Annotated in this window: 16 protein-coding genes; 4 read left to right on the top strand and 12 right to left on the bottom strand. The window is 68.6% G+C overall.

The features are described 5' to 3' along the window. Positions 1-40: 40 nt before the first annotated feature. Positions 41-1,762: a SulP family inorganic anion transporter gene (locus HMPREF2924_RS09930; RefSeq protein WP_003136162.1), complete on the top strand. Its 1,722-nt coding sequence runs from the start codon at positions 41-43 to the stop codon at positions 1,760-1,762. Here the strand turns inward: HMPREF2924_RS09930 and HMPREF2924_RS09925 are convergent. Then, positions 1,743-3,710 carry a methyl-accepting chemotaxis protein gene (locus tag HMPREF2924_RS09925; RefSeq protein ID WP_003136160.1) on the bottom strand — a complete coding sequence of 656 codons (1,968 nt, stop codon included), beginning with the start codon at positions 3,708-3,710 and terminating at the stop codon, positions 1,743-1,745. The genes HMPREF2924_RS09930 and HMPREF2924_RS09925 overlap by 20 nt on opposite strands. A 201-nt stretch (positions 3,711-3,911) precedes the next feature. On the opposite strand from HMPREF2924_RS09925, the gene HMPREF2924_RS09920 reads away from it, so the two are divergent. Then, positions 3,912-4,319: a DUF5086 domain-containing protein gene (locus HMPREF2924_RS09920; RefSeq protein ID WP_003136158.1), complete on the top strand. Its 408-nt coding sequence runs from the start codon at positions 3,912-3,914 to the stop codon at positions 4,317-4,319. Between the two features lie 6 nt (positions 4,320-4,325). Here the strand turns inward: HMPREF2924_RS09920 and HMPREF2924_RS09915 are convergent, their stop codons facing one another. Further along, positions 4,326-4,934 (bottom strand): flavin reductase family protein, encoded by a 609-nt coding sequence (locus HMPREF2924_RS09915; protein WP_023094781.1) that lies wholly within the window; start codon positions 4,932-4,934, stop codon positions 4,326-4,328. Between the two features lie 137 nt (positions 4,935-5,071). Here HMPREF2924_RS09915 and HMPREF2924_RS09910 point away from each other — a divergent pair, with 137 nt between their 5' ends. Continuing rightward, positions 5,072-5,419 carry a GFA family protein gene (locus HMPREF2924_RS09910; RefSeq protein ID WP_023094782.1) on the top strand — a complete coding sequence of 116 codons (348 nt, stop codon included), beginning with the start codon at positions 5,072-5,074 and terminating at the stop codon, positions 5,417-5,419. Here HMPREF2924_RS09910 and mnmH read toward each other — a convergent pair. The 3 genes from mnmH to HMPREF2924_RS09895 form a co-directional block, all read right to left on the bottom strand. After that, positions 5,398-6,507, bottom strand: a complete 1,110-nt coding sequence (gene mnmH / locus HMPREF2924_RS09905; RefSeq protein WP_003087548.1) for a tRNA 2-selenouridine(34) synthase MnmH — start codon at positions 6,505-6,507, stop codon at positions 5,398-5,400. The genes HMPREF2924_RS09910 and mnmH overlap by 22 nt on opposite strands. Then, positions 6,507-7,541, bottom strand: a complete 1,035-nt coding sequence (selD, locus tag HMPREF2924_RS09900) for a selenide, water dikinase SelD (RefSeq protein ID WP_003087546.1) — start codon at positions 7,539-7,541, stop codon at positions 6,507-6,509. The genes mnmH and selD overlap by 1 nt, the downstream gene beginning before the upstream one ends. 83 nt (positions 7,542-7,624) lie before the next feature. Beyond that, complete coding sequence (locus HMPREF2924_RS09895) at positions 7,625-7,903, bottom strand: hypothetical protein (RefSeq protein WP_003097836.1); 279 nt, start codon at positions 7,901-7,903, stop codon at positions 7,625-7,627. Positions 7,904-8,017: 114 nt separating this feature from the next. On the opposite strand from HMPREF2924_RS09895, the gene HMPREF2924_RS09890 reads away from it, so the two are divergent. Continuing rightward, positions 8,018-9,055, top strand: a complete 1,038-nt coding sequence (locus tag HMPREF2924_RS09890; RefSeq protein WP_003087542.1) for a patatin-like phospholipase family protein — start codon at positions 8,018-8,020, stop codon at positions 9,053-9,055. Positions 9,056-9,058: 3 nt separating this feature from the next. Here the strand turns inward: HMPREF2924_RS09890 and HMPREF2924_RS09885 are convergent, their stop codons facing one another. From HMPREF2924_RS09885 to kdpA, 7 genes are all read right to left on the bottom strand, one after another. Further along, complete coding sequence (locus tag HMPREF2924_RS09885; RefSeq protein WP_003110632.1) at positions 9,059-9,664, bottom strand: DUF4893 domain-containing protein; 606 nt, start codon at positions 9,662-9,664, stop codon at positions 9,059-9,061. Between the two features lie 110 nt (positions 9,665-9,774). Further along, on the bottom strand, positions 9,775-10,683 hold the full coding sequence (glsB, locus tag HMPREF2924_RS09880) for a glutaminase B (protein ID WP_003087537.1): 909 nt from the start codon (positions 10,681-10,683) through the stop codon (positions 9,775-9,777). A gap of 120 nt (positions 10,684-10,803) precedes the next feature. Then, entirely contained in the window at positions 10,804-11,496 is a 693-nt protein-coding gene (locus HMPREF2924_RS09875; RefSeq protein WP_003087534.1) for a response regulator, read from the bottom strand. 100 nt (positions 11,497-11,596) lie between these two features. After that, on the bottom strand, positions 11,597-14,254 hold the full coding sequence (locus HMPREF2924_RS09870) for a sensor histidine kinase (RefSeq protein WP_003120423.1): 2,658 nt from the start codon (positions 14,252-14,254) through the stop codon (positions 11,597-11,599). Positions 14,255-14,361: 107 nt separating this feature from the next. After that, positions 14,362-14,913: a potassium-transporting ATPase subunit KdpC gene (kdpC, locus tag HMPREF2924_RS09865; RefSeq protein WP_003136152.1), complete on the bottom strand. Its 552-nt coding sequence runs from the start codon at positions 14,911-14,913 to the stop codon at positions 14,362-14,364. Positions 14,914-14,966: 53 nt separating this feature from the next. After that, a complete protein-coding gene (gene kdpB / locus HMPREF2924_RS09860; RefSeq protein WP_003109951.1) occupies positions 14,967-17,039 on the bottom strand; it encodes a potassium-transporting ATPase subunit KdpB in 2,073 nt (690 codons plus the stop codon). 11 nt (positions 17,040-17,050) lie between these two features. Further along, positions 17,051-18,745 (bottom strand): potassium-transporting ATPase subunit KdpA, encoded by a 1,695-nt coding sequence (gene kdpA / locus HMPREF2924_RS09855; RefSeq protein ID WP_003087524.1) that lies wholly within the window; start codon positions 18,743-18,745, stop codon positions 17,051-17,053. Between the last annotated feature and the right edge of the window lie 7 nt (positions 18,746-18,752).

The raw sequence follows: 18,752 nt of genomic DNA, 5'->3' as shown, positions 1-18,752 counted from the left end.
GGCTAAGCTGCGGCATCCGCGCCTGCAAGGAATCAGCCGCATGCCACTCGCCCGCTGGGTACCCGGACTCGATAGCCTGCTCCACTACCGCCGCGCCTGGTTCCGTCCGGATGTCCAGGCCGGGCTGTCGGTGGCGGCGATCCAGATCCCCACTGCCATCGCCTACGCCCAGATCGCCGGCTTCCCGCCCCAGGTAGGCCTCTATGCGTGCATCCTGCCGATGCTGATCTACGCCCTGATCGGCAGCTCGCGACAGTTGATGGTCGGCCCCGACGCGGCGACCGCGGCGATGGTCGCCGCCGCCATCACCCCGCTGGCGGCGGGCGACCCGCAGCGCCTGGTGGACCTGTCGATGATCGTCGCGATCATGGTCGGGCTGTTCTCCATCGTCGCCGGCCTGGCCCGCGCCGGATTCATCGCCAGCTTCCTCTCGCGACCGATCCTGGTCGGCTACCTCAACGGCATCGGCCTGAGCCTGCTGGTCGGGCAACTGGGCAAGCTGTTCGGCTACGAGGCGGCGACCAGCGGCTTCGTCGCCGGCATCCTCGCGCTGCTGGAGAACCTGCTGCACATCCATTGGCCGACGCTGATCCTCGGCAGCCTCTCGCTCTTGCTGATGGTGCTGCTACCGCGGCGCTTCCCGCAGTTGCCCGGGGCGCTCTGCGGCGTCCTCCTGGCCAGTCTCGCCGCGGCGCTGCTGGGCCTGGATCGCTACGGCGTGGAACTGCTTGGCGAGGTACCGGCCGGGCTGCCGCAACTGAGCTGGCCGCAGACCAGCCTGGAGGAATTGAAAAGCCTGCTGCGCGACGCCACCGGTATCACCGTGGTCAGCTTCTGCAGCGCCATGCTCACCGCGCGCAGCTTCGCCGCCCGCCACGGCTACAGCATCAACGCCAACCACGAATTCGTCGCCCTCGGCCTGGCCAACATCGGCGCCGGGGTCTCCCAGGGCTTCGCCATCAGCGGCGCCGACTCCCGCACCGCGGTGAACGACATGGTCGGCGGCAAGACCCAACTGGTCGGCGTGGTCGCCGCGCTGGTGATCGCCTCCACCCTGTTGCTGCTGAACAAGCCCCTGGGCTGGGTGCCGATGCCGGCGCTCGGCGCGGTCCTGTTGCTGGCCGGCTGGGGCCTGATCGACGTGCAGGCGCTGAAGGGCTTCTGGAAGCTCAGCCGCTTCGAGTTCAGCCTCTGCCTGCTGACCACCGTCGGCGTACTCAGCGTCGGCGTGCTGCCGGGAATCTTCGTCGCCGTCAGCATCGCCGTACTGCGCCTGCTCTACTACACCTATCGCCCTAGCGACGCGGTGCTCGGCTGGATGCACGGCATCGACGGCCAGGTCGAGCTGGCCAAGTACCCGCAGGCCACCACTCTTCCCGGCCTGGTGATCTACCGCTTCGACGCCCCCCTGCTGTTCTTCAACGCCGACTACTTCAAGCAGCGGGTGCTTGCCGTGGTGGACGGCAGCGAGCGGCCGAATGCGGTGCTGCTCAACGCCGAAGCCATGACCAACCTCGACATCAGCGGCCTGGCCACCCTCCACGAGGTGCAACAGATCCTCAAGGCCCAGGGCGTGCACCTGTCGCTGGCGCGGGTGACCGGGCAGACGCTGGACCTGCTGCAACGCTCGAGCATGCTCGGCGAGATCAAGCCGCCGCTGGTGTTCAGCTCGGTGCGCTCGGGGGTCAGTGCTTATCGCTACTGGCTGCGCCAGCAGGAAAGACTCGCCGCCCAGGCCGCGGCTACAAGCGGAAATGCCTGACCATGCCCTGTAGTTCGCGCCCCAGCTCCGCCAGTTGTTCGCTGGACGAAGCCGTCGACTGCATGGCCTGGGCCGACTGATCGGCCACCTCGCGGATCGCCGTGACGCTGCGGTTGATCTCCTCGGCGACCGCGCTCTGCTGCTCGGAGGCCGCGGCGATCTGCTGGTTCATCTGCTGGATCAGCGCCACCGCCGTGGCGATGTTGCCCAGCGCCGCCTCGGTCTGCAGCGCGTCGTCGACGCTCTGGTCCACCAACTGGTGGCTGCGCTGCATACGCTGCACCGCCTGCTGCGTGCCATTCTGCAAGGCACCGATCAGGGTCTCGATCTCGGCCGTGGACTGTTGGGTGCGCCGCGCCAGCGCCCGCACCTCGTCGGCGACCACGGCGAAGCCTCGACCCTGGTCGCCGGCCCGCGCCGCCTCGATGGCGGCGTTCAGCGCCAGCAGGTTGGTCTGCTCGGCCACGCTCTTGATCACGTCCAGCACGCTGCCGATGCGCTGGCTGTCGGCGCTCAGCGCCTCGACGCTGGCGGTGGCCGCGCGCACCGCCTCGGCCAGTCGCTCGATCCGCTCCAGGGTCTGGCGTACCACCTCCTGGCCGACGCTGACCTTGCCGTCGGCGCTTTCCGCCGACCCCGCGGCTTCCTCGGCGTTGTGCGCCACTTCATGGACGGTGGCGGCCATCTGGTTCATCGCCGTGGCCACCTGTTCGGTTTCCGCCCGCTGGCTGTCGATTCCCAGGCGGGTGCGCGTGGTAACGCCGGACAGCGCCTCGGAAGCGCCGGCAATCCGCCCGACGCCGTCCTGCAACTGGCTGACGATACCGCGCAGGCTGCCGGTCATGGCGCGCATCGCGGCCATCAGTTGGCCAACCTCGTCGCGCCGCTCGCTGTCGACCCGCACCGCCAGGTCGCCTTCGGCGATCCGCTGCGCCACGCCCATCGCCTGGCGCAGCGGACGGACGATCAGCAGGCTGATGCCGAAGGCCGCGCCCAGGCCCACCAGCAGCGCCAGCAGCGCCAGCACGGCGGCGCCGACGATCAGCAGGGAGTTTGTCCGCAGGCTGTGGAGCATGGCCTGCTGCTGCGCCTCCCAGCTACGGTCGACACGCGCCATCACCTGCCCGGCACGCTCGCCCATGGCGGCGTACATCTGCCGCTCCTGGCGCTGGCTGGCGCGATACTCGGCGAGCTTGTCGGCGAAACCGCGGATATTGGTCAGCACGTCCTTGACCACCGACACGTAGGCATCGTCGGTGATCGCCTGCTCCAGCCGGGCGGCCAGCTCCAGCGCCTCGCGCAGCGATTTCGGCGGCCCCTCCTGCGCATCCGCGGCGCGCGCTTCGAGACGCGAGCGGGCCTCGTCCAGCCCCTGCAGGACCAGGCGATTGACCTGGGCGACCTGGGCCGCCTGCTGCAACAGCGGTTCGCCGTCGCGTCCCTGGCTCTCCTTCAGCGCATAGGCGCCATCCTCGGCCAGGCTGGACTGGAGGATATCGAGGCTGTTGGCGGCGCCGTTCAGCGACCAACTGGCGCTTTCCCAAGCCAACTGGCGTCCCTGGATGGACTGCTCGAAGCGGCCGAACGCTTCGAGGTATGCCGCCAGCACCTGCTCCACCTCGGCCATGCCAAGCGCCTGATCGGCGTCGCCGTCGGCCTTGAGCCGGCCCACCCGTTCAAGGGTCGCGGCCAGGCGCTGGCGCAAGCGCTCGGCGTCGCTCTTTTCCCCGTGCAGGGCAAAGTCCTTCTCGGCCTGGCGAACCTCCAGCACGTCGCGATTGATCGCGCTCATCTCCTGCAGGCGCGCGAAGCGCTGCCCCAGCGCATGCAGCGAGAGCACCGCGAGCGCGGCCACCAGCGCGGTCAATAGCAGGACCAGGGTAAAACCGATGGCCAGTTTCTTCGCCGTGCCGAGATCGGCCAGACGCCTGCGCAGCAACCCCAGCATGACTCCCCTCCCCCGTGACGCGCCGTCTGCGTGCGCATTTCCCGCTGTGTCGCGCGTTTTTCGCCGAACCTGAGCGGCCGGGCAAGGTAGTGGCACGATAATGGCCAGGAGAGATATGCGCAGGTCGTTTCCAGGATATCCGGGCTGACGTCGGGCGGGCGCGGCGCCATACTGGGCGCCCCATGGAAAAAGGAGCTTGCCATGCGTCCCGTATTGCCGCTGTTGCTGTCGCTGAGTCTGTGCACCCCCGCCCTGGCCGACTGGAGCGGCCCGATCGAGCAGCCGCTCTGGTCGTTGCCGGCGGCGCCGGGCCTGTCGCGCTGGCTGATCGTACACAACCTGTCGAGCGCGGCGGCCGACGGCCTGTACCACGTCGAGGTCCTGGAGCGCCGCCAGGGCCAGCAGCCCTGGCAGTTCCAGCGCCTGGCCGCGCACCTGGCGCTGACCGAACAGGCGCTGCGCGCGAGTATCGTGGCGCCGCTGAAACGCGGCGGGGTGTATCCGGAAAGCTACCAGTTCGCCTATCGCCAGTGGCAGGAACGCCAGGCCGCGGGCCAGGCGCCGGTGTGCCGGCGCACGGTCGACGAGTGCCTGCGGGCGCCGGACTGAGTCCGACTACCTGGGCCGGATCATGCTGAACGTGTCGCGGGTATAGCTGTAGTGGCTGCCGCCCAGGCGACCGACCAGGTCGAGCCTGTCGCTATCCACATGGCGTTCGTCGGCCAGCACGGCATCATCGACATGGGCCAGCAGCACGCGGGCGAAGATCAGGTGGCAATTGGGGTTCTCCTCCGGATACGGCTTGATCTCCGCCACCTCGCACTCGAAGGCCACCGCCGCCGCGGCGATCCGCGGCGGCGCCACGCGTACGCTGGACACGGTAGGGATGCCGACCGTCTCGATCTCGCTCACGCCATGGGGCAGCCAGGCGGAGGTGGCGTTCATGGTCTCGGCCTGGGCGGCGCCGACCAGGTGGATCACCAACTGCCCGGTGGCCTGGACGTTGCGCAGGGTGTCCTTGAGGCTGCCGTCGTCGCGCAGGCTGACGTTGACCATCAGGGTCGGCGGCTCGTCGCTGATCACCTGGAAGAAACTGAACGGGGCCAGGTTGCTGGCACCCTCGGCGGACAGGGTCGAGACCCAGGCAATCGGTCGCGGGGTGACGGTGGAAGCCAACCAGCGATAGGCCTCGGCGGGAGCGATGGTGGTGAAGTCCAGTTGCATGGCGGTCTCGCGGAAATCGACGGAGGGGACGCCGATTATGCCGCAGCCCCGCAGCTCTCGCGACCGTCTGCGCCGCGGCCCTGCGCCACCTGGAGGCAGCGGCTAGACTTGCCCTACCCTCACCCAGGAGCCCTGCCATGAACTATCGAGGAAGCTGCCACTGCGGAACCATCGCCTACGAAGTCGAAGGCGACCTCGACCAGGTGATCCAATGCAACTGTTCACTGTGCAGCCGGCGCGGCTGGCTGCTGTGGTTCGTCCCGCGCGAGCGGCTGGCGCTGAAGACGCCGGCCAGCGCGATGCACACCTACACCTTCAACACCCATCGCCTGCAGCACCACTTCTGCCCCACCTGCGGCTGCGCGCCGTTCAGCGAAGGCATAGGCCCGGACGGCCAGGCGATGGCCGCGGTCAACGCGCGCTGCCTGGAGGACATCGACGCCAACGCGCTCCCGGTACAGCACTACGATGGCCGCAACGCCTGACGCTGGCGCAGGTAGCCGATCACCTCGGCCTGGTTGCCGCGGAACTCGACGCGGTCTTCCTTGCTCTGCCGCTGGAAGGCGTACATCGGGTCGTAGTACTCCTTGAGCAGCCCCTCGATCCAGCCGCGATGGGTATCCACCGAGCCGTCGCGGCCCTGCTCTTCCAGCGCCTGCACGAGGATCGCCGCCAGCCGCTGGTAGCGCTCGCCGCCGAGGCGCTTGACGATGCCGGCGAGGCTCTTCTGCAGGTAGGCGGAGAAGGCGGCGAAGCCCTCCTCCACGCCCACCACACGCTCGAACTCGCTGCGCAGGTCGATCACGTAGTCCCTGAGGATACGCTCGACACGCTGCTCGAAGGCATCCTCCAGCCAGACCAGCGGGTAGCCCTGCATGCCCTGGTACAGCTCCAGCGGCAAGGAGCAGCTGCCGACGATCCGCCCCTCGTCCTCGAGGACGAACTGGCCGACGCCACGATGACGCTTCTTCAGGATGTCGATGGCCAGGCGGTTCTCGAAGTCGATCTGCGCCGGCTGCGGCGTGGCTCGCCGGCCAAAGCTGGAGCCGCGGTGGTTGGCGTGGCCTTCGAGATCGAGGCTGTTGTCCAGCGCCGCGATCACCTCGGTCTTGCCGCAACCGGTGAGGCCGCCGACCAGCACGAAATCGCACTCGTCGACCGCCGCTCGGGTGGTTTCGAAAAGGAAGTTGCGCAACGCCTTGTAGCCGCCGATCACCCGTGGGTAGTCGATGCCGGCGTCCTGCTTCAGCCACTGCTGGACGATCTGCGAGCGCAGGCCGCCGCGGAAGCAATACAGGTAGCCGTTCGGGTTGGCTTCGGCGAAGGCTTTCCAGGCCGCCAGCCGTTCGGCCTTGAGCGCCCCGCAGACCAGTTCGTGACCAAGGGCGATGGCGGCCTGCTGGCCGTGCTGCTTATAGCTGGTGCCGACCTTCTGCCGCTCGATGTCGTTCATCAGCGGCCGGTTGACCGTGTTGGGAAAGGCGCCCTTGTGGTACTCCACCGGGGCGCGCACATCCATCAGGGGGATATCGTCGAGAAATAGCTCGCGGTAGTGCTGGGTGTTGTCGCGCATTACAGCACCTGTACCGCGAGACTCTGTCGCTCGACCAGTTCGCCGATCGGCGCCAGTTGCAGGCCGAGTTCCGCCGCCACGGCGAGGAACTCCGCCTCGCCTTCCGGAGCCACCGCCACCAGCAGGCCGCCGCTGGTCTGCGGATCGCAAAGCAACAGCTTCTGCACCTCCGGCAGTGGCGCGATGCGCTCGCCATAGCTGTCGAAGTTGCGCAGGGTGCCGCCGGGCACGCAGCCCTGCTCCAGATAATATTCGGCACTGGCCAGGCGCGGCACCGCGGCGTACTCAACGCGCGCGGTGAGCTTGCTGCCGTCGGCCATTTCCACCAGGTGGCCGAGCAGGCCGAAACCGGTGACGTCGGTCATCGCCTTGACCCCGGCCAATCGACCGAAGCGCGCGCCGGGCCTGTTCAGGGTGCACATCCAGTCGCGCGCCACGCCGACGTCCTCGGCGCGCAGCCTGGCCTTCTTCTCGGCAGTGGTGAGGATGCCGATGCCCAGCGGCTTGGTCAGGTACAGCCTGCAGCCGGCCTCGGCGGTGTCGTTGCGTTTCATGAAACGCTTCTCCACCACGCCGGTCACGGCCAGGCCGAAGATCGGCTCGGGGGCGTCGATGGAGTGTCCGCCGGCCAGCGGGATGCCGGCTTCCTCGCAGACCTTGCGGCCGCCGGCGATCACCTCGCGGGCGACTTCCGCGGCCAGCACGTTGACCGGCCAGCCGAGGATGGCAATGGCCATCAGCGGGTCGCCGCCCATGGCGTAGATGTCGCTGATGGCGTTGGTCGCGGCGATACGGCCGAAATCGAAGGGGTCGTCGACGATCGGCATGAAGAAATCGGTGGTGGAGACCACCCCGCGCTCCTCGTCGAGAGCGTAGACAGCCGCGTCGTCGCGCGAGGCGTTGCCGACCCAGAGCTTCGGATCGAGGTTCTGCGCGCCGCTGCCGGCGAGGATCACCTCCAGTACCTTGGGCGAAATCTTGCAGCCGCAGCCGGCGCCGTGGCTGTACTGGGTCAGGCGGATCGCCTCGCTCATCGGTGTACTCCCGTGGATGTCGGAAAAGTGCCCATTCTAGCAAAGCCGGCGCCGCCGCCAGAGGGCCGATCGCCGCGCCCGGCTCAGCGCCCGGCGCGCGACTCGCGGATATAGAAGCGCGCCTTCTCGGCCTTGCTGGTGCAGCCCTCGTAGGCTTCGAACTGCTGCTGGGTCTTGGCCCCGGTGAGCAGGGTCAGGGCCTTCGAGTAGCTGACGGTGCCGGCGAAGCCTTCGGCCTTGGCCAGGTCGAGTTCCTTCCAGGCCGCGTCCAGCTGGTCGGCGCAGTTCTCCCGGTAGGCGGTCTTGCCAGCGCAGCCGGCCAGGGTCAGGGCAAGGACGGGCAGAACGATCCAGGTTTTCATCGAACGATCTCCGGACAGGGAAAGGGCCGCGCATCGCCGCGACGCACTTGGCGGCGGCCGGGCGACACGCGTATCGTTTTCGCTTCGTCACGCAGTATTGGCAAGGGGTTGCAGATGAGCAAACAGGTCGCCCTGGTATTGGGCTCCGGCGGTGCGCGCGGCTACGCGCACATCGGCGTGATCGAGGAACTCGAGGCGCGCGGCTATGAGATCACCTGCATCGCCGGTTGTTCCATGGGCTCGGTGATCGGCGGCATCTACGCCGCCGGCAAGCTGCGCGAGTACCGCGAGTGGGTGGAAAGCCTGGATTACCTCGACGTGCTGCGCCTGCTCGACGTCAGCTTCCGCCTCGGCGCAATCCGCGGCGAGCGGGTGTTCGGCAAGATCCACGAGATCCTCGGCGAGGTGAACATCGAGGACCTGTCGATCCCCTACACGGCGGTTGCCACCGACCTCACCAACCAGCAGGAAATCTGGTTCCAGGAAGGCTGCCTGCACCAGGCCATGCGCGCCTCGGCGGCGATCCCCAGCCTGTTCACCCCGGTCATGCAGGGCAGCCGCATGCTGGTCGACGGCGGCCTGCTCAACCCGTTGCCGATCGTGCCGGTGGTGTCGGCCCACAGCGACCTGATCATCGCGGTCAACCTCAACGCCACCAACCAGAAGCAATACCACCTGCCGGTGATCGAGCGTCCGGCCGCGCTCAAGGGGCGCTTCGACAGCATGATCGAGAGCCTCGGCCACAAACTCTCGTTCTTCCGCCGCCACGGCGACGACAATACCCCGCCGGAGCTGAGCGCCGACGCCCTGCTCCATCCGGTTCCGGCGGAATCCGAGGAGCCCGCCGAGCCGCAACTGCAACAGCCGGCCGCGGCGCCGCAAGGCAAGGACTCGCCGAAGTCGGCCAGCGGCACCACGGTGGTGGAAAGCAGCGGTCCGGCATCACTGCTGGAACTGGTCAACCAGAGCTTCGAGGTGATGCAGACCTCGCTGGCGCAGTACAAGATCGCCGGCTACCCGCCGGACATCCTGATCAACGTGCCGAAGCGGGTCTGCCGCTTCTTCGAGTTCTACAAGGCGCCGGAGCTGATCGCCCTCGGCCGGCAGATCGCCAGCGACACCCTGGACCGCTACGAGGAAGACAACGCCTGAGCCTCAGCGGCTGAACTCGAGGACCTCGTAGCCGCCGCGCCGTTCCGGGAACAGCAGGAGGAAGCCGCCGGCGTGCGGGCGCAGCAGCGCGACCACGTCGGACTCAGCCGGCGCGCCGTGGGCCAGGCCACTGAAGGCCACCTGGGGCTCGTCGTTGACCGTGGCGCCGCCGAGGAACACGTAGCGCTGCGTGCCTTCGCGGAACAGGTAGCCGCTGACCCGCTGCGAACCGCTGGTCTTCTCCAGGAACAGGCCGCGGTCGGTACGCCGGATGCGGCACTGGAAGTTCGGATAGCGATAGATGCCGTACTGGTCGGCCTGGGTCGAGCGGCACTTCCAGTCGCCCAGCAGGCCTTTCTCGTCGACGGCGACGACGGGCTGCGCCAGGCTGAGTTCCAGTTGCTCCAGTTCCGGCAGGAATTCCTCGAAGGCACTGTCGTAGTAGCGCTTGTTGATGGCCTCGGCGTCCTGCTCGACGGCCAGCACGCTGCGCTGCTGCTGGTCGCTGGTATAGCCACGCCAGTCCGGCTCGGCGGCGCCGGCGTGCGCGCAGGCGGCGAGAACGGTGAGGCAGGCGAAGACACGGGAAACGGGAATCGGGCGGGACATGGCGACCATCCTGGCGAGTGGACCGGCGCATCCGGCGCCGGCAAGCGGTAGCCGCAGAACATAGCGCAGCGGCGCCGGGAATTCGAGCGCCACCACGACGGGCGGCGGTTTCAGAAGATCGACCAGCCGATCCGCTCGCTGAGTTTCTCCAGCGCGGCGATACCCGCCAGCGAATTGCCCGCGGCGTTCAGCTCCGGCGACCAGACGCAGACCGTGAAGCGCCCCGGCACCACCGCGATGATGCCGCCGCCGACGCCGCTCTTGCCCGGCAGGCCGACCCGGTAGGCAAAGTTGCCGGCCTCGTCGTAGAGCCCGCTGGTGGCCATGATCGCGTTGACCTGCTTGGTCTGCCGCTCGTTGAGCACCTGCTCGCCGCTGTGCTTGCAGAAGCCCTTGTCGGCGAGGAAGCAGAACGCCCGCGCCAGGTCGACGCAGCTCATGCGCAACGCGCAATGATGGAAATAGCTGAGCAGCACCGCCTCGACGTCGTTGTGGAAGTTGCCGAACGATTTCATCAGGTAGGCCGCCGCCGCGTTGCGCGAGCGGTGCTGGTACTCCGAGCGCGCCACCACCGAGTCCGACACCACTTCCGGGTTGCCGCACAGGCGCCGGACGAAATCGCGCATCGATTGCGCCGGCGCGGCGAAACGCGACTGGTTGATGTCGCAGATCACCAGGGCGCCGGCATTGATGAACGGATTGCGCGGCTTGCCGCGCTCGAACTCCAGCTGCACCAGGGAGTTGAAAGGCTGGCCGGAGGGCTCGTGGCCGAGGCGTTGCCAGATGTCCTCGCCGGAATGCTGGATCGCCTGGACCAGGCTGAACACCTTGGAAATGCTCTGGATGGAAAACGGCCGCAGGGCGTCGCCGGCATGGAACAGCTCGCCGTCGCGGCTGTACACGGCGATCCCCAGTTGGTTCGGCTCGACGCCGGCGAGCGCGGGAATGTAGTCGGCGACCTTGCCGCGCCCGATCAGCGGGCGGACTTCATCGAGAATCTCGTTCAACAGTTGCTGCATGATGACCTTCGTCGTGACACCGGGGCGCCGACCCGGCGCATCCGGGCCAGCGCGAATGCGCGGCATCATAGGCGATGAACGCGCGGGAGGCATGCCCCTCGCGCAGAATTGCGCTGCGCGTCAGCTGTCGCGCAGGCGATAGCCGACGCCCGCCTCGGTCACCAGGAAGCGCGGGCTGGCCGGATCGTCGCCGAGTTTCTGCCGCAGGTGGCCGACCACGACCCGCAGGTAATGGGTGTCTTCGACGTGGGTCGGGCCCCAGATATCCTTGAGCAGTTGCTGCTGGGTCACTACCCGTCCGAGATGGCGTGCCAGCGCGGCGAGCACCGCGTACTCCTTGCGCGTCAGCGCCACTTCCGCACCCTCCAGGGTGACCCGGCGATAGGCGAAGTCCACCTGCAACGGGCCGACCGCCACCGCCGCCTCCGGGCTTTCGCCCTGCGCCGCCTGGCGCAGCAGGACGCGCACGCGGGCGAGGAACTCCTGGATGCCGAACGGCTTGGTCACGTAGTCGTTGGCGCCACCGTCCAGGGCCAGCACCTTCTCGCCCTCGCTGGCGCGCACCGACAGCACCAGCACCGGCACCTGCGACCATTCGCGCAGGTCGCGGAGGATGTCCTGGCCGTCGCGGTCCGGCAGGCCGAGGTCGAGCACCACCAGGTCCGGCCGGTTCAGCGCGGCCTGGGCCAGCCCCTCTTCGCCGGTGCCGGCCTCGAGTACCCGGTAGCCCTGGGCATTGAGGCTGATACGGAGGAACTTGCGGATCTGCGGTTCGTCGTCGATCAGCAGGATGCTGTTCTGCAATTGGGTCATGGCACTCGGCACGGCAGGTGAACACGGCGACGAGCCAGCGGCGGCGTCGCGGAAACGGCAGGAATAGCGCGAGCGCGGGCGCCAGGCAAGTGCGCCGGGCTCATTCGTCGCCCTCCAGTTGCCCGAGGTCCGGCTGCGGATGCAGCGGCAGGTGCAGGACCAGCGTGGTGCCGCGACCGTCGAGGCCTTCGCCGACGCTGATGCGCCCGCCGTGGGCGCCGATCATGCCCTGGCAGATCGCCAGGCCCAGGCCGGTGCCCTGGCCACCGCGGTCGCCACGGGCAGCGGTGTAGAACATGTCGAAGATCTTCTCCCGCTCGGCCTCGGGAATCCCCGGCCCCTCGTCGCTCACCGCGAAACGCAGCTCGGCGGCATCCTGGCTGACCTCGATGCGCAACCGGCCGTGGCTCGGCGAGAAGCGCGCGGCATTTTCCAGCACGTTGATCAGCGCCTGTTCGATCAGCGCCGCATGCACGTAGAGCAACGGCAGGTCGTTGGCCACGATCGCCTGCACCCGGTACGGCGCCAGCACCGCACGCAGGCGGTTCAGCGCGCTGCCGACGATGTCGCCCGGCGCCACCCAGTCGCGCGCCAGCTTCAGGCCACCGTGGCCGAGACGGGTCATGTCGAGCAGGTTCTGGATATAGCGGTCCAGTCGCTCGGCCTCGTCGCGGGTGCTTTCCAGCAGTTCGCGACGATCCGCCGGCGGGATCGCCTCGCCCAGCGCCAGCAGGCTGTCGATGGAACCGCGCATGGCCGTCAGCGGCGTGCGCAGGTCGTGGGACACCGAGGCGAGCAAGGCGCTGCGCAGTTGCTCGGTTTCGCCGTGCAGGCGCGCGGCCTCCAGGTCCTCGGCCAGGCGAGCCCGCGCCAGGGCCTGGGCCAGGGGCTGGCCGAGGGCGGCGAGCAGGCGCCGGCGCTGCGGGCTCAGCGGCTGGCCGTCCAGCGGCGCGACGCCGAGCAGTGCCAGCGGCCCCTCTTCCGCCGACAGCGGCCACCACCACCAGCGTCCTCCGGGCAGCGTGCCAGTACCGAGGCCGGCCGGCTGGTCGTGGGCCCAGGCCCAGTCGGCGGCGACCCGTTCCTGGTCGGCGAGTTGCCGCTGCACGCCGGCCTCGGTCTTCCACTCGCCATTGACCTGACCGAGCAGGCAGACCTCGACGTCCTTCCAGTCGTCGAACTGCTGGGCGGCGGCGGCCAGCACCGCCTGGCGGTCGGTGGCGGCGGTGAGCTTGCGCGACAGCTCCAGCAGCAGGCTGGTTTCCTCCTGGGTATCACGCAGCGCCTCCAGCTGGCGCCGCTGGCGTGCCGCCAGGTTGCCGGTGAGGCCGGCCATGAACAGGAAGAACGCCAGGCTCAGCAGGTCTTCATGGCGATGGATGGCGAAGGAAAAATGCGGTGGGATGAACAGGAAGTCATAGGCCAGGAACGACGCCACCGCGCACAGCAGTGCCGGCATCAGGCTGCTGCGCACTGCCACCAGCAGCACCGCCATCAGGAACACCAGGGAGATGTTCGGCAGCTCCAGCAGGTGCGCCACGATCCAGGCCAGGCCGCTGGCCAGGGCGGTCGCCAGCAGCGCCAGCAGATAGTCGTTCCACACCACCGGATAGCGTGGCCGCGGTTCCGCCGGGCGCAGGTCGGCCTCGCTGTCCAGGGCGCTGATCTCCAGGCCCTGGCCGTCGCGCAGCAGGCGCCCGGCGAGACCACCGCCGAAGGCCCGGCGGTACCAGCGGCGCCGCGACTGGCCAACCAGGACCAGGCTGGCGCGGCGCTCGCGGGCATGTTGCAGGAGGGTCCGCGCCACCTCGCCGGCGCGCAGCACGACGATCTCGCCGCCGAGCCGCTCGGCCAGTTGCTGCGCACCCTGCAGGCGCATCCGCGCGTGCTCGCCGCGCAAGCCGCCGGTATCGACGTGTACCACGCTCCAGGGCAGGTGCCGACGTTCGGCGACCCGGCAGGCGTGGCGCACCAGGCGTTCGGCCTGTTCGTCACCGTCGATGCCCACCAGCAGCCGCCCGCGCAACGCCGGCGCTTCCTCGCCGCGCTGGCGGTAGCGGTGGTTGAGGTCGGCGTCGACCCGCGCGGCGGCGGTCTGCATCGCCAGTTCACGCAGCGCGGTGAGGTTGGTCTGCGAGAAGAACGCGTCGATCGCCGCCCGCGCCTGTTCCGGCACGTAGACCTTGCCCTCGCGCAGGCGCTCCAGCAGCTCGCGCGGCGGCAGGTCGATGAGGACGATCTCGTAGGCCTCCTGCAACACCCAGTCCGGCACCGTCTCGCGGACCTGCACGCCGGTGATGTCGCGGACCTGGTCGTTGAGGCTCTCCAGGTGCTGGACGTTGACCGTTGTGTAGACGTCGATTCCCGCCGCCAGCAACTCCTGGATGTCCTGCCAGCGCTTGGCGTGGCGGCTGCCGGGAACGTTGCTGTGGGCCAGTTCGTCGACCAGGGCCAGCGCCGGCGGGTCGGCGAGGAGACCGTCGAGGTCCATTTCCTGCAGTTTCATCCCTCGATACTCGAGGCTGCGCAGCGGCTGCTGCGGCACGCCTGCGAGGAGGGACTCGGTTTCCGCCCGCGAGTGGGTCTCGACCACCCCGGCGCGCAGTTTCACGCCCTGGCGCAACTGGGCCTGGGCGGCCTGCAGCATGGCGAAGGTCTTGCCCACCCCCGGCGCCGCGCCGAGAAAGACTTTCAGGCGGCCGCGCCCGTCAGCGGGCAGGTCGGCCAGCAGCGCGTCGGCGCGTGCGGTGTCGGTCATGGATCGGTCGTACTCCGTTGCTCTGCGCCGCGCGGGGCGGACGATCGCCGGCGATCATCCGCCGATGCGGCGATATTGCAAGCCCTTGCGTGGGTCTCTGGGGAAACCTAGCGCTTCAACCCCGTCAGCGCCATGTTCAGCGCCAGCACGTTGACCACCGCCGGCCCCACCAGCGGCCGCTCGGTGTGGCTTTCCACCAGGTCTTCCACCAGCCGCAGCGGCAGCCCGCGCGCCGTGGCCACCCGCAGCGCCTGGTAACGCGCGGCCTGCGGCGGCAGCTGCGGATCGAGTCCGCTACCGGAGGTAGTGACCAGCGCCAGCGGCACCGGCCCCTGGTCGGCGATACGCTCCTGGGCGGCGTCCCTGGCGATGCGCTCGGCCAGTGCCGGGTTGCTCGGCGCCAGGTTGCTCGCGGCACTGGAAACGGTGGCGTAGTCGCCCGCCGAAGGCCGCGAATGGAACCACTCCTCGCCGTCGAACTTCTGCGCGATCAGCCGCGAGCCGAGCACCTTGCCCTCGGCGTCGCGCAGCAGGCTGCCATTGGCCTGCTCGGGGAACGCCAGTTGGGCGATACCGGTGACCAGCAGCGGATAGGCCACGCCGGTGACCAGGCTCAGCACCAGCAGTGACGCCAGTGCCGGACGGAGTTGCTTGAACATGTGCAGATCCTCTCTTCAGTCCCAGGCCCTCGCCCGACGGCGAGGGCCGTTGTTCATGCCAGGCCGACGGCGGTCAGCAGCAGGTCGATCGCCTTGATCCCGAGGAACGGCGCCACCAGGCCGCCGACGCCATAGATCAGCAGGTTGCGCTGCAGCAGTTGCGAAGCGTCCGCCGCCTGCACCCGCACGCCGCGCAAGGCCAGTGGGATCAACGCGACGATGATCAGCGCGTTGAACACGATGGCCGACAGGATCGCGCTCTGCGGGCTTTGCAGGCGCATCACGTTGAGCACGTCGAGCTGCGGGTAGATGCCGACGAACAGCGCCGGCAGGATGGCGAAGTACTTGGCCACGTCGTTGGCGATGGAGAAGGTGGTCAGCGCGCCGCGGGTGACCAGCAACTCCTTGCCCACCTGGACCACGTCGAGCAGCTTGGTCGGGTCGCTGTCCAGGTCGACCAGGTTGGCCGCCTCGCGGGCGGCCTGGGTGCCGTCGTTCATGGCCATGCCGACGTCGGCCTGAGCCAGCGCCGGGGCGTCGTTGGCACCGTCGCCGCACATCGCCACCAGGCGACCTTCGCCCTGCTCCTGGCGAATCCGCGCCAGTTTCTTCTCCGGGGTAGCCTCGGCGATCACGTCGTCGACCCCAGCCTCGGCGGCGATGGCAGCGGCGGTCAGCGGGTTGTCGCCGGTCACCATCACGGTGCGGATGCCCAGCCGGCGCAGTTCGGCGAAGCGCTCGCGAATGCCCGGCTTGACCACGTCCTTCAGGTGAATGGCGCCGAGCAGCCGGCCGTTGGCTACCACCAGCAGCGGGGTGCCGCCGCTCTGGGCGATCTTGTCCACCTCTCGCGAAAGCACCTCGGGCATCTTCTCCCGCGGCAGGTCGATGAAGCGCAGCGCCGCATCCACCGCCCCCTTGCGGTACACCTGACCGTTCCAGTCGACCCCGGACAAGCGGGTTTCCGCGCTGAAGGCGATCGGCGTCAGCTCCTCGCGGCGCGGCTCCTCGATCGGATGCAGGATGCGCAGGTATTCGACGATCGACTTGCCTTCCGGCGTGTCATCGGCCAGCGAGGCCAGCAACGCGCCCTCGGCCAGTTCCTTGCCGCTCACCCCCGGCGCGGCGTACAGCGCGCTGCAGCGGCGGTTGCCGAAGGTGATGGTGCCGGTCTTGTCGAGCAGCAGCACGTGGACGTCGCCGGCCGCCTCCACCGCGCGACCGGACTTGGCGATCACGTTCAGGCGCACCAGGCGGTCCATGCCGGCGATGCCGATGGCCGAGAGCAGGCCGCCGATGGTGGTCGGGATCAGCGTCACCAGCAGCGCCACCAGGAACACCAGCGGCAGGTTGCCGCCGGCGAACAGGGCGAACGGCTTGAGGGTCACCACCACCAGCAGGAAGATCAGGGTCAGGCCGATCAGCAGGATGTCCAGCGCTACTTCGTTGGGGGTCTTCTGCCGCTTGGCGCCTTCCACCAGGGCGATCATCCGGTCCAGGGTCGACTCGCCCGGGTTGGCGCCGATCCGCACCAGCAGCCAGTCGGACACCACCTGGGTGTTGCCGGTCACCGCCGAGCGGTCGCCGCCGGACTCGCGGATCACCGGCGCCGATTCACCGGTGATGGCGGCCTCGTTGACCGCCGCCACGCCTTCGATGACTTCGCCGTCGCCGGGAATCATCTCGCCGGCCTGGACCCGTACCACGTCGCCCTTGCGCAGGCTGCTGGCAGCGACGCTCTCGAAACTGCCGTCGGCGCGCCGCTTATTGGCGGAGAGGCCCTGGCTGCCGGCCTTGAGACTGTCCGCGCGGGCCTTGCCACGCCCCTCGGCGAGCGCTTCGGCGAAATTCGCGAAGAGCACGGTGAACCACAGCCAGAGGGCGATCTGCAGCGCCACCGAGGTCGGCACCGCCTGGTCGGGGACGAAGCACAGCAAGGTGGTGAGCACGGCGGTCAGTTCGACCACCAGCATCACCGGCGAGCGCAGCAACTGGCGCGGGTCGAGCTTGACGAAGGCTTGCAGCAGCGCCGGCCGCCACAAGGCGGCGAGGCTGGTGGACGCGTTGTTGCGACGTTCGAGCGATTTGTGCAAGGCGTTCTTGGACGCCTGGGTCTGAGCGTTCATGTGCGATTCCTTCAGAAGCCGAGGCTCAGTTGTTCAGCGATCGGGCCGAGGGCCAGGGTCGGCAGGAAGGTCAGGCCGCCGACCAGCAGGATGGTCACGGTGAGCAGGCTGACGAACAGCGGACCATGGGTCGGAAAACTGTTCGGCCCCACCGGGCTGGCCTTCTTCGCCGCCAGGCTGCCAGCGATGGCGAGGATCGGCAGGATGTAGCCGAAGCGGCCGATGAGCATGGCCAGGCCGATCATCAGGTTGTGGAACGGCGTATTGGCACCGAAACCGGCAAACGCCGAGCCGTTGTTGGCGCTCCCCGAGGTGTAGGCGTAGAGCAGTTGGCTGAAACCGTGCGGGCCGGGGTTGGTCACCGCCGAGGCCGGTCCCGGCAGGCTGGCGGCGATGGCGCCGAGCACCAGCACGCCGACAGGCATCACCAGCAGGGTGAAGACCAGCAGGCGGACCTCCTTCGCCTCGAGCTTCTTGCCCAGGTACTCCGGCGTCCGCCCGACCATCAGGCCGGCGAGGAACACCGCGATCAGGACGAACAGCAGCATGCCGTAGAGGCCGGCGCCGACGCCGCCGAAGATCACCTCGCCGAGCATCATGTTCAGCAGCGGCAGCATGCCGCCCAGGGGGCTCAGGCTGTCGTGCATGGCGTTCACCGAGCCGTTCGAGGCGGCGGTGGTGGTGATCGCCCAGAGCATGCTGGCGGCGGTGCCGAAGCGACTCTCCTTGCCCTCCATCGGCGCGCCCTGCTCGACCGGCAACTGCGCCAGCGCCGGGTTCGGCTGGTATTCGGCCCACAGCGACAGGCCCAGGCCGAGGCAGAACAGCAGCAGCATGCAGCCGAGGATCGCGCGGCTCTGGCGCAGGTCCTTCACGTAATGGCCGAAGGTGAATACCAGCGCCGCCGGGATCAGGATGATCGAGGCCACTTCGAACAGGTTGCTCCAGGCGCTCGGGTTCTCGAACGGATGAGTCGAGTTGACGCCGAAGAAGCCGCCGCCGTTGGTGCCCAGCTGCTTGATGGCGATCTGGCTGGCCGCCGGGCCGAGCGGGATGGTCTGCTCGGCGCCTTGCAAGGTGGTGGCATGGACGTAGTCGAAGAAGGTCTGCGGCACGCCCTGCCAGACCAGCAGCAACGCCAGCAGCAGGCACAGCGGCAGCAGCACGTAGAGGGTGCCGCGGGTCAGGTCGACCCAGAAGTTGCCCAGCTGTCGTGTGGAGCGGCGGCTGATGCCGCGCGCCAGGGCCACCAGCACGCAGAGGCCGACCGCCGCGCTGACGAAGTTCTGCACCGTAAGGCCGACCATCTGGCTGAAGTAGCTCAGCGAGGCCTCGCCGCTGTAGGCCTGCCAGTTGGTGTTGGTGACGAAACTGACCGCGGTGTTGAACGCCAGGGTCCATTCCAGGCCCGGCAGGTGCTGCGGGTTCAGCGGCAGGCTGCCCTGCAGCATGAGGATCGAGAACAGCAGGACCAGGCCGGCCAGGTTGAATGCCAGCAGCGCCAGGGTGTAGGTCTTCCAGTCCTGCTCGCTCGCCGGATCGACGCCGAACAGGCGATAGCAGACGCGCTCCAGTGGCGCCAGCGGCGCGCTGAGGAGATTGCGTTGGCCTTCCATCACCTTGAAGCAGTAGCGCCCGAGGAACGGTGCAGGCACCAGGACCAGGGCGAAAAAGGCCAGGATCAAGAGAATCTCGTGGCTGTTCATGTGCCCT

The organism is Pseudomonas sp. HMSC063H08 (assembly GCF_001813645.1).
In the GTDB taxonomy this organism is placed as follows: Bacteria; Pseudomonadota; Gammaproteobacteria; order Pseudomonadales; family Pseudomonadaceae; genus Pseudomonas; species Pseudomonas aeruginosa.
Note: the sequence above shows the minus strand (reverse complement) of the source record. Positions and strands in the feature narration are given on the sequence as shown.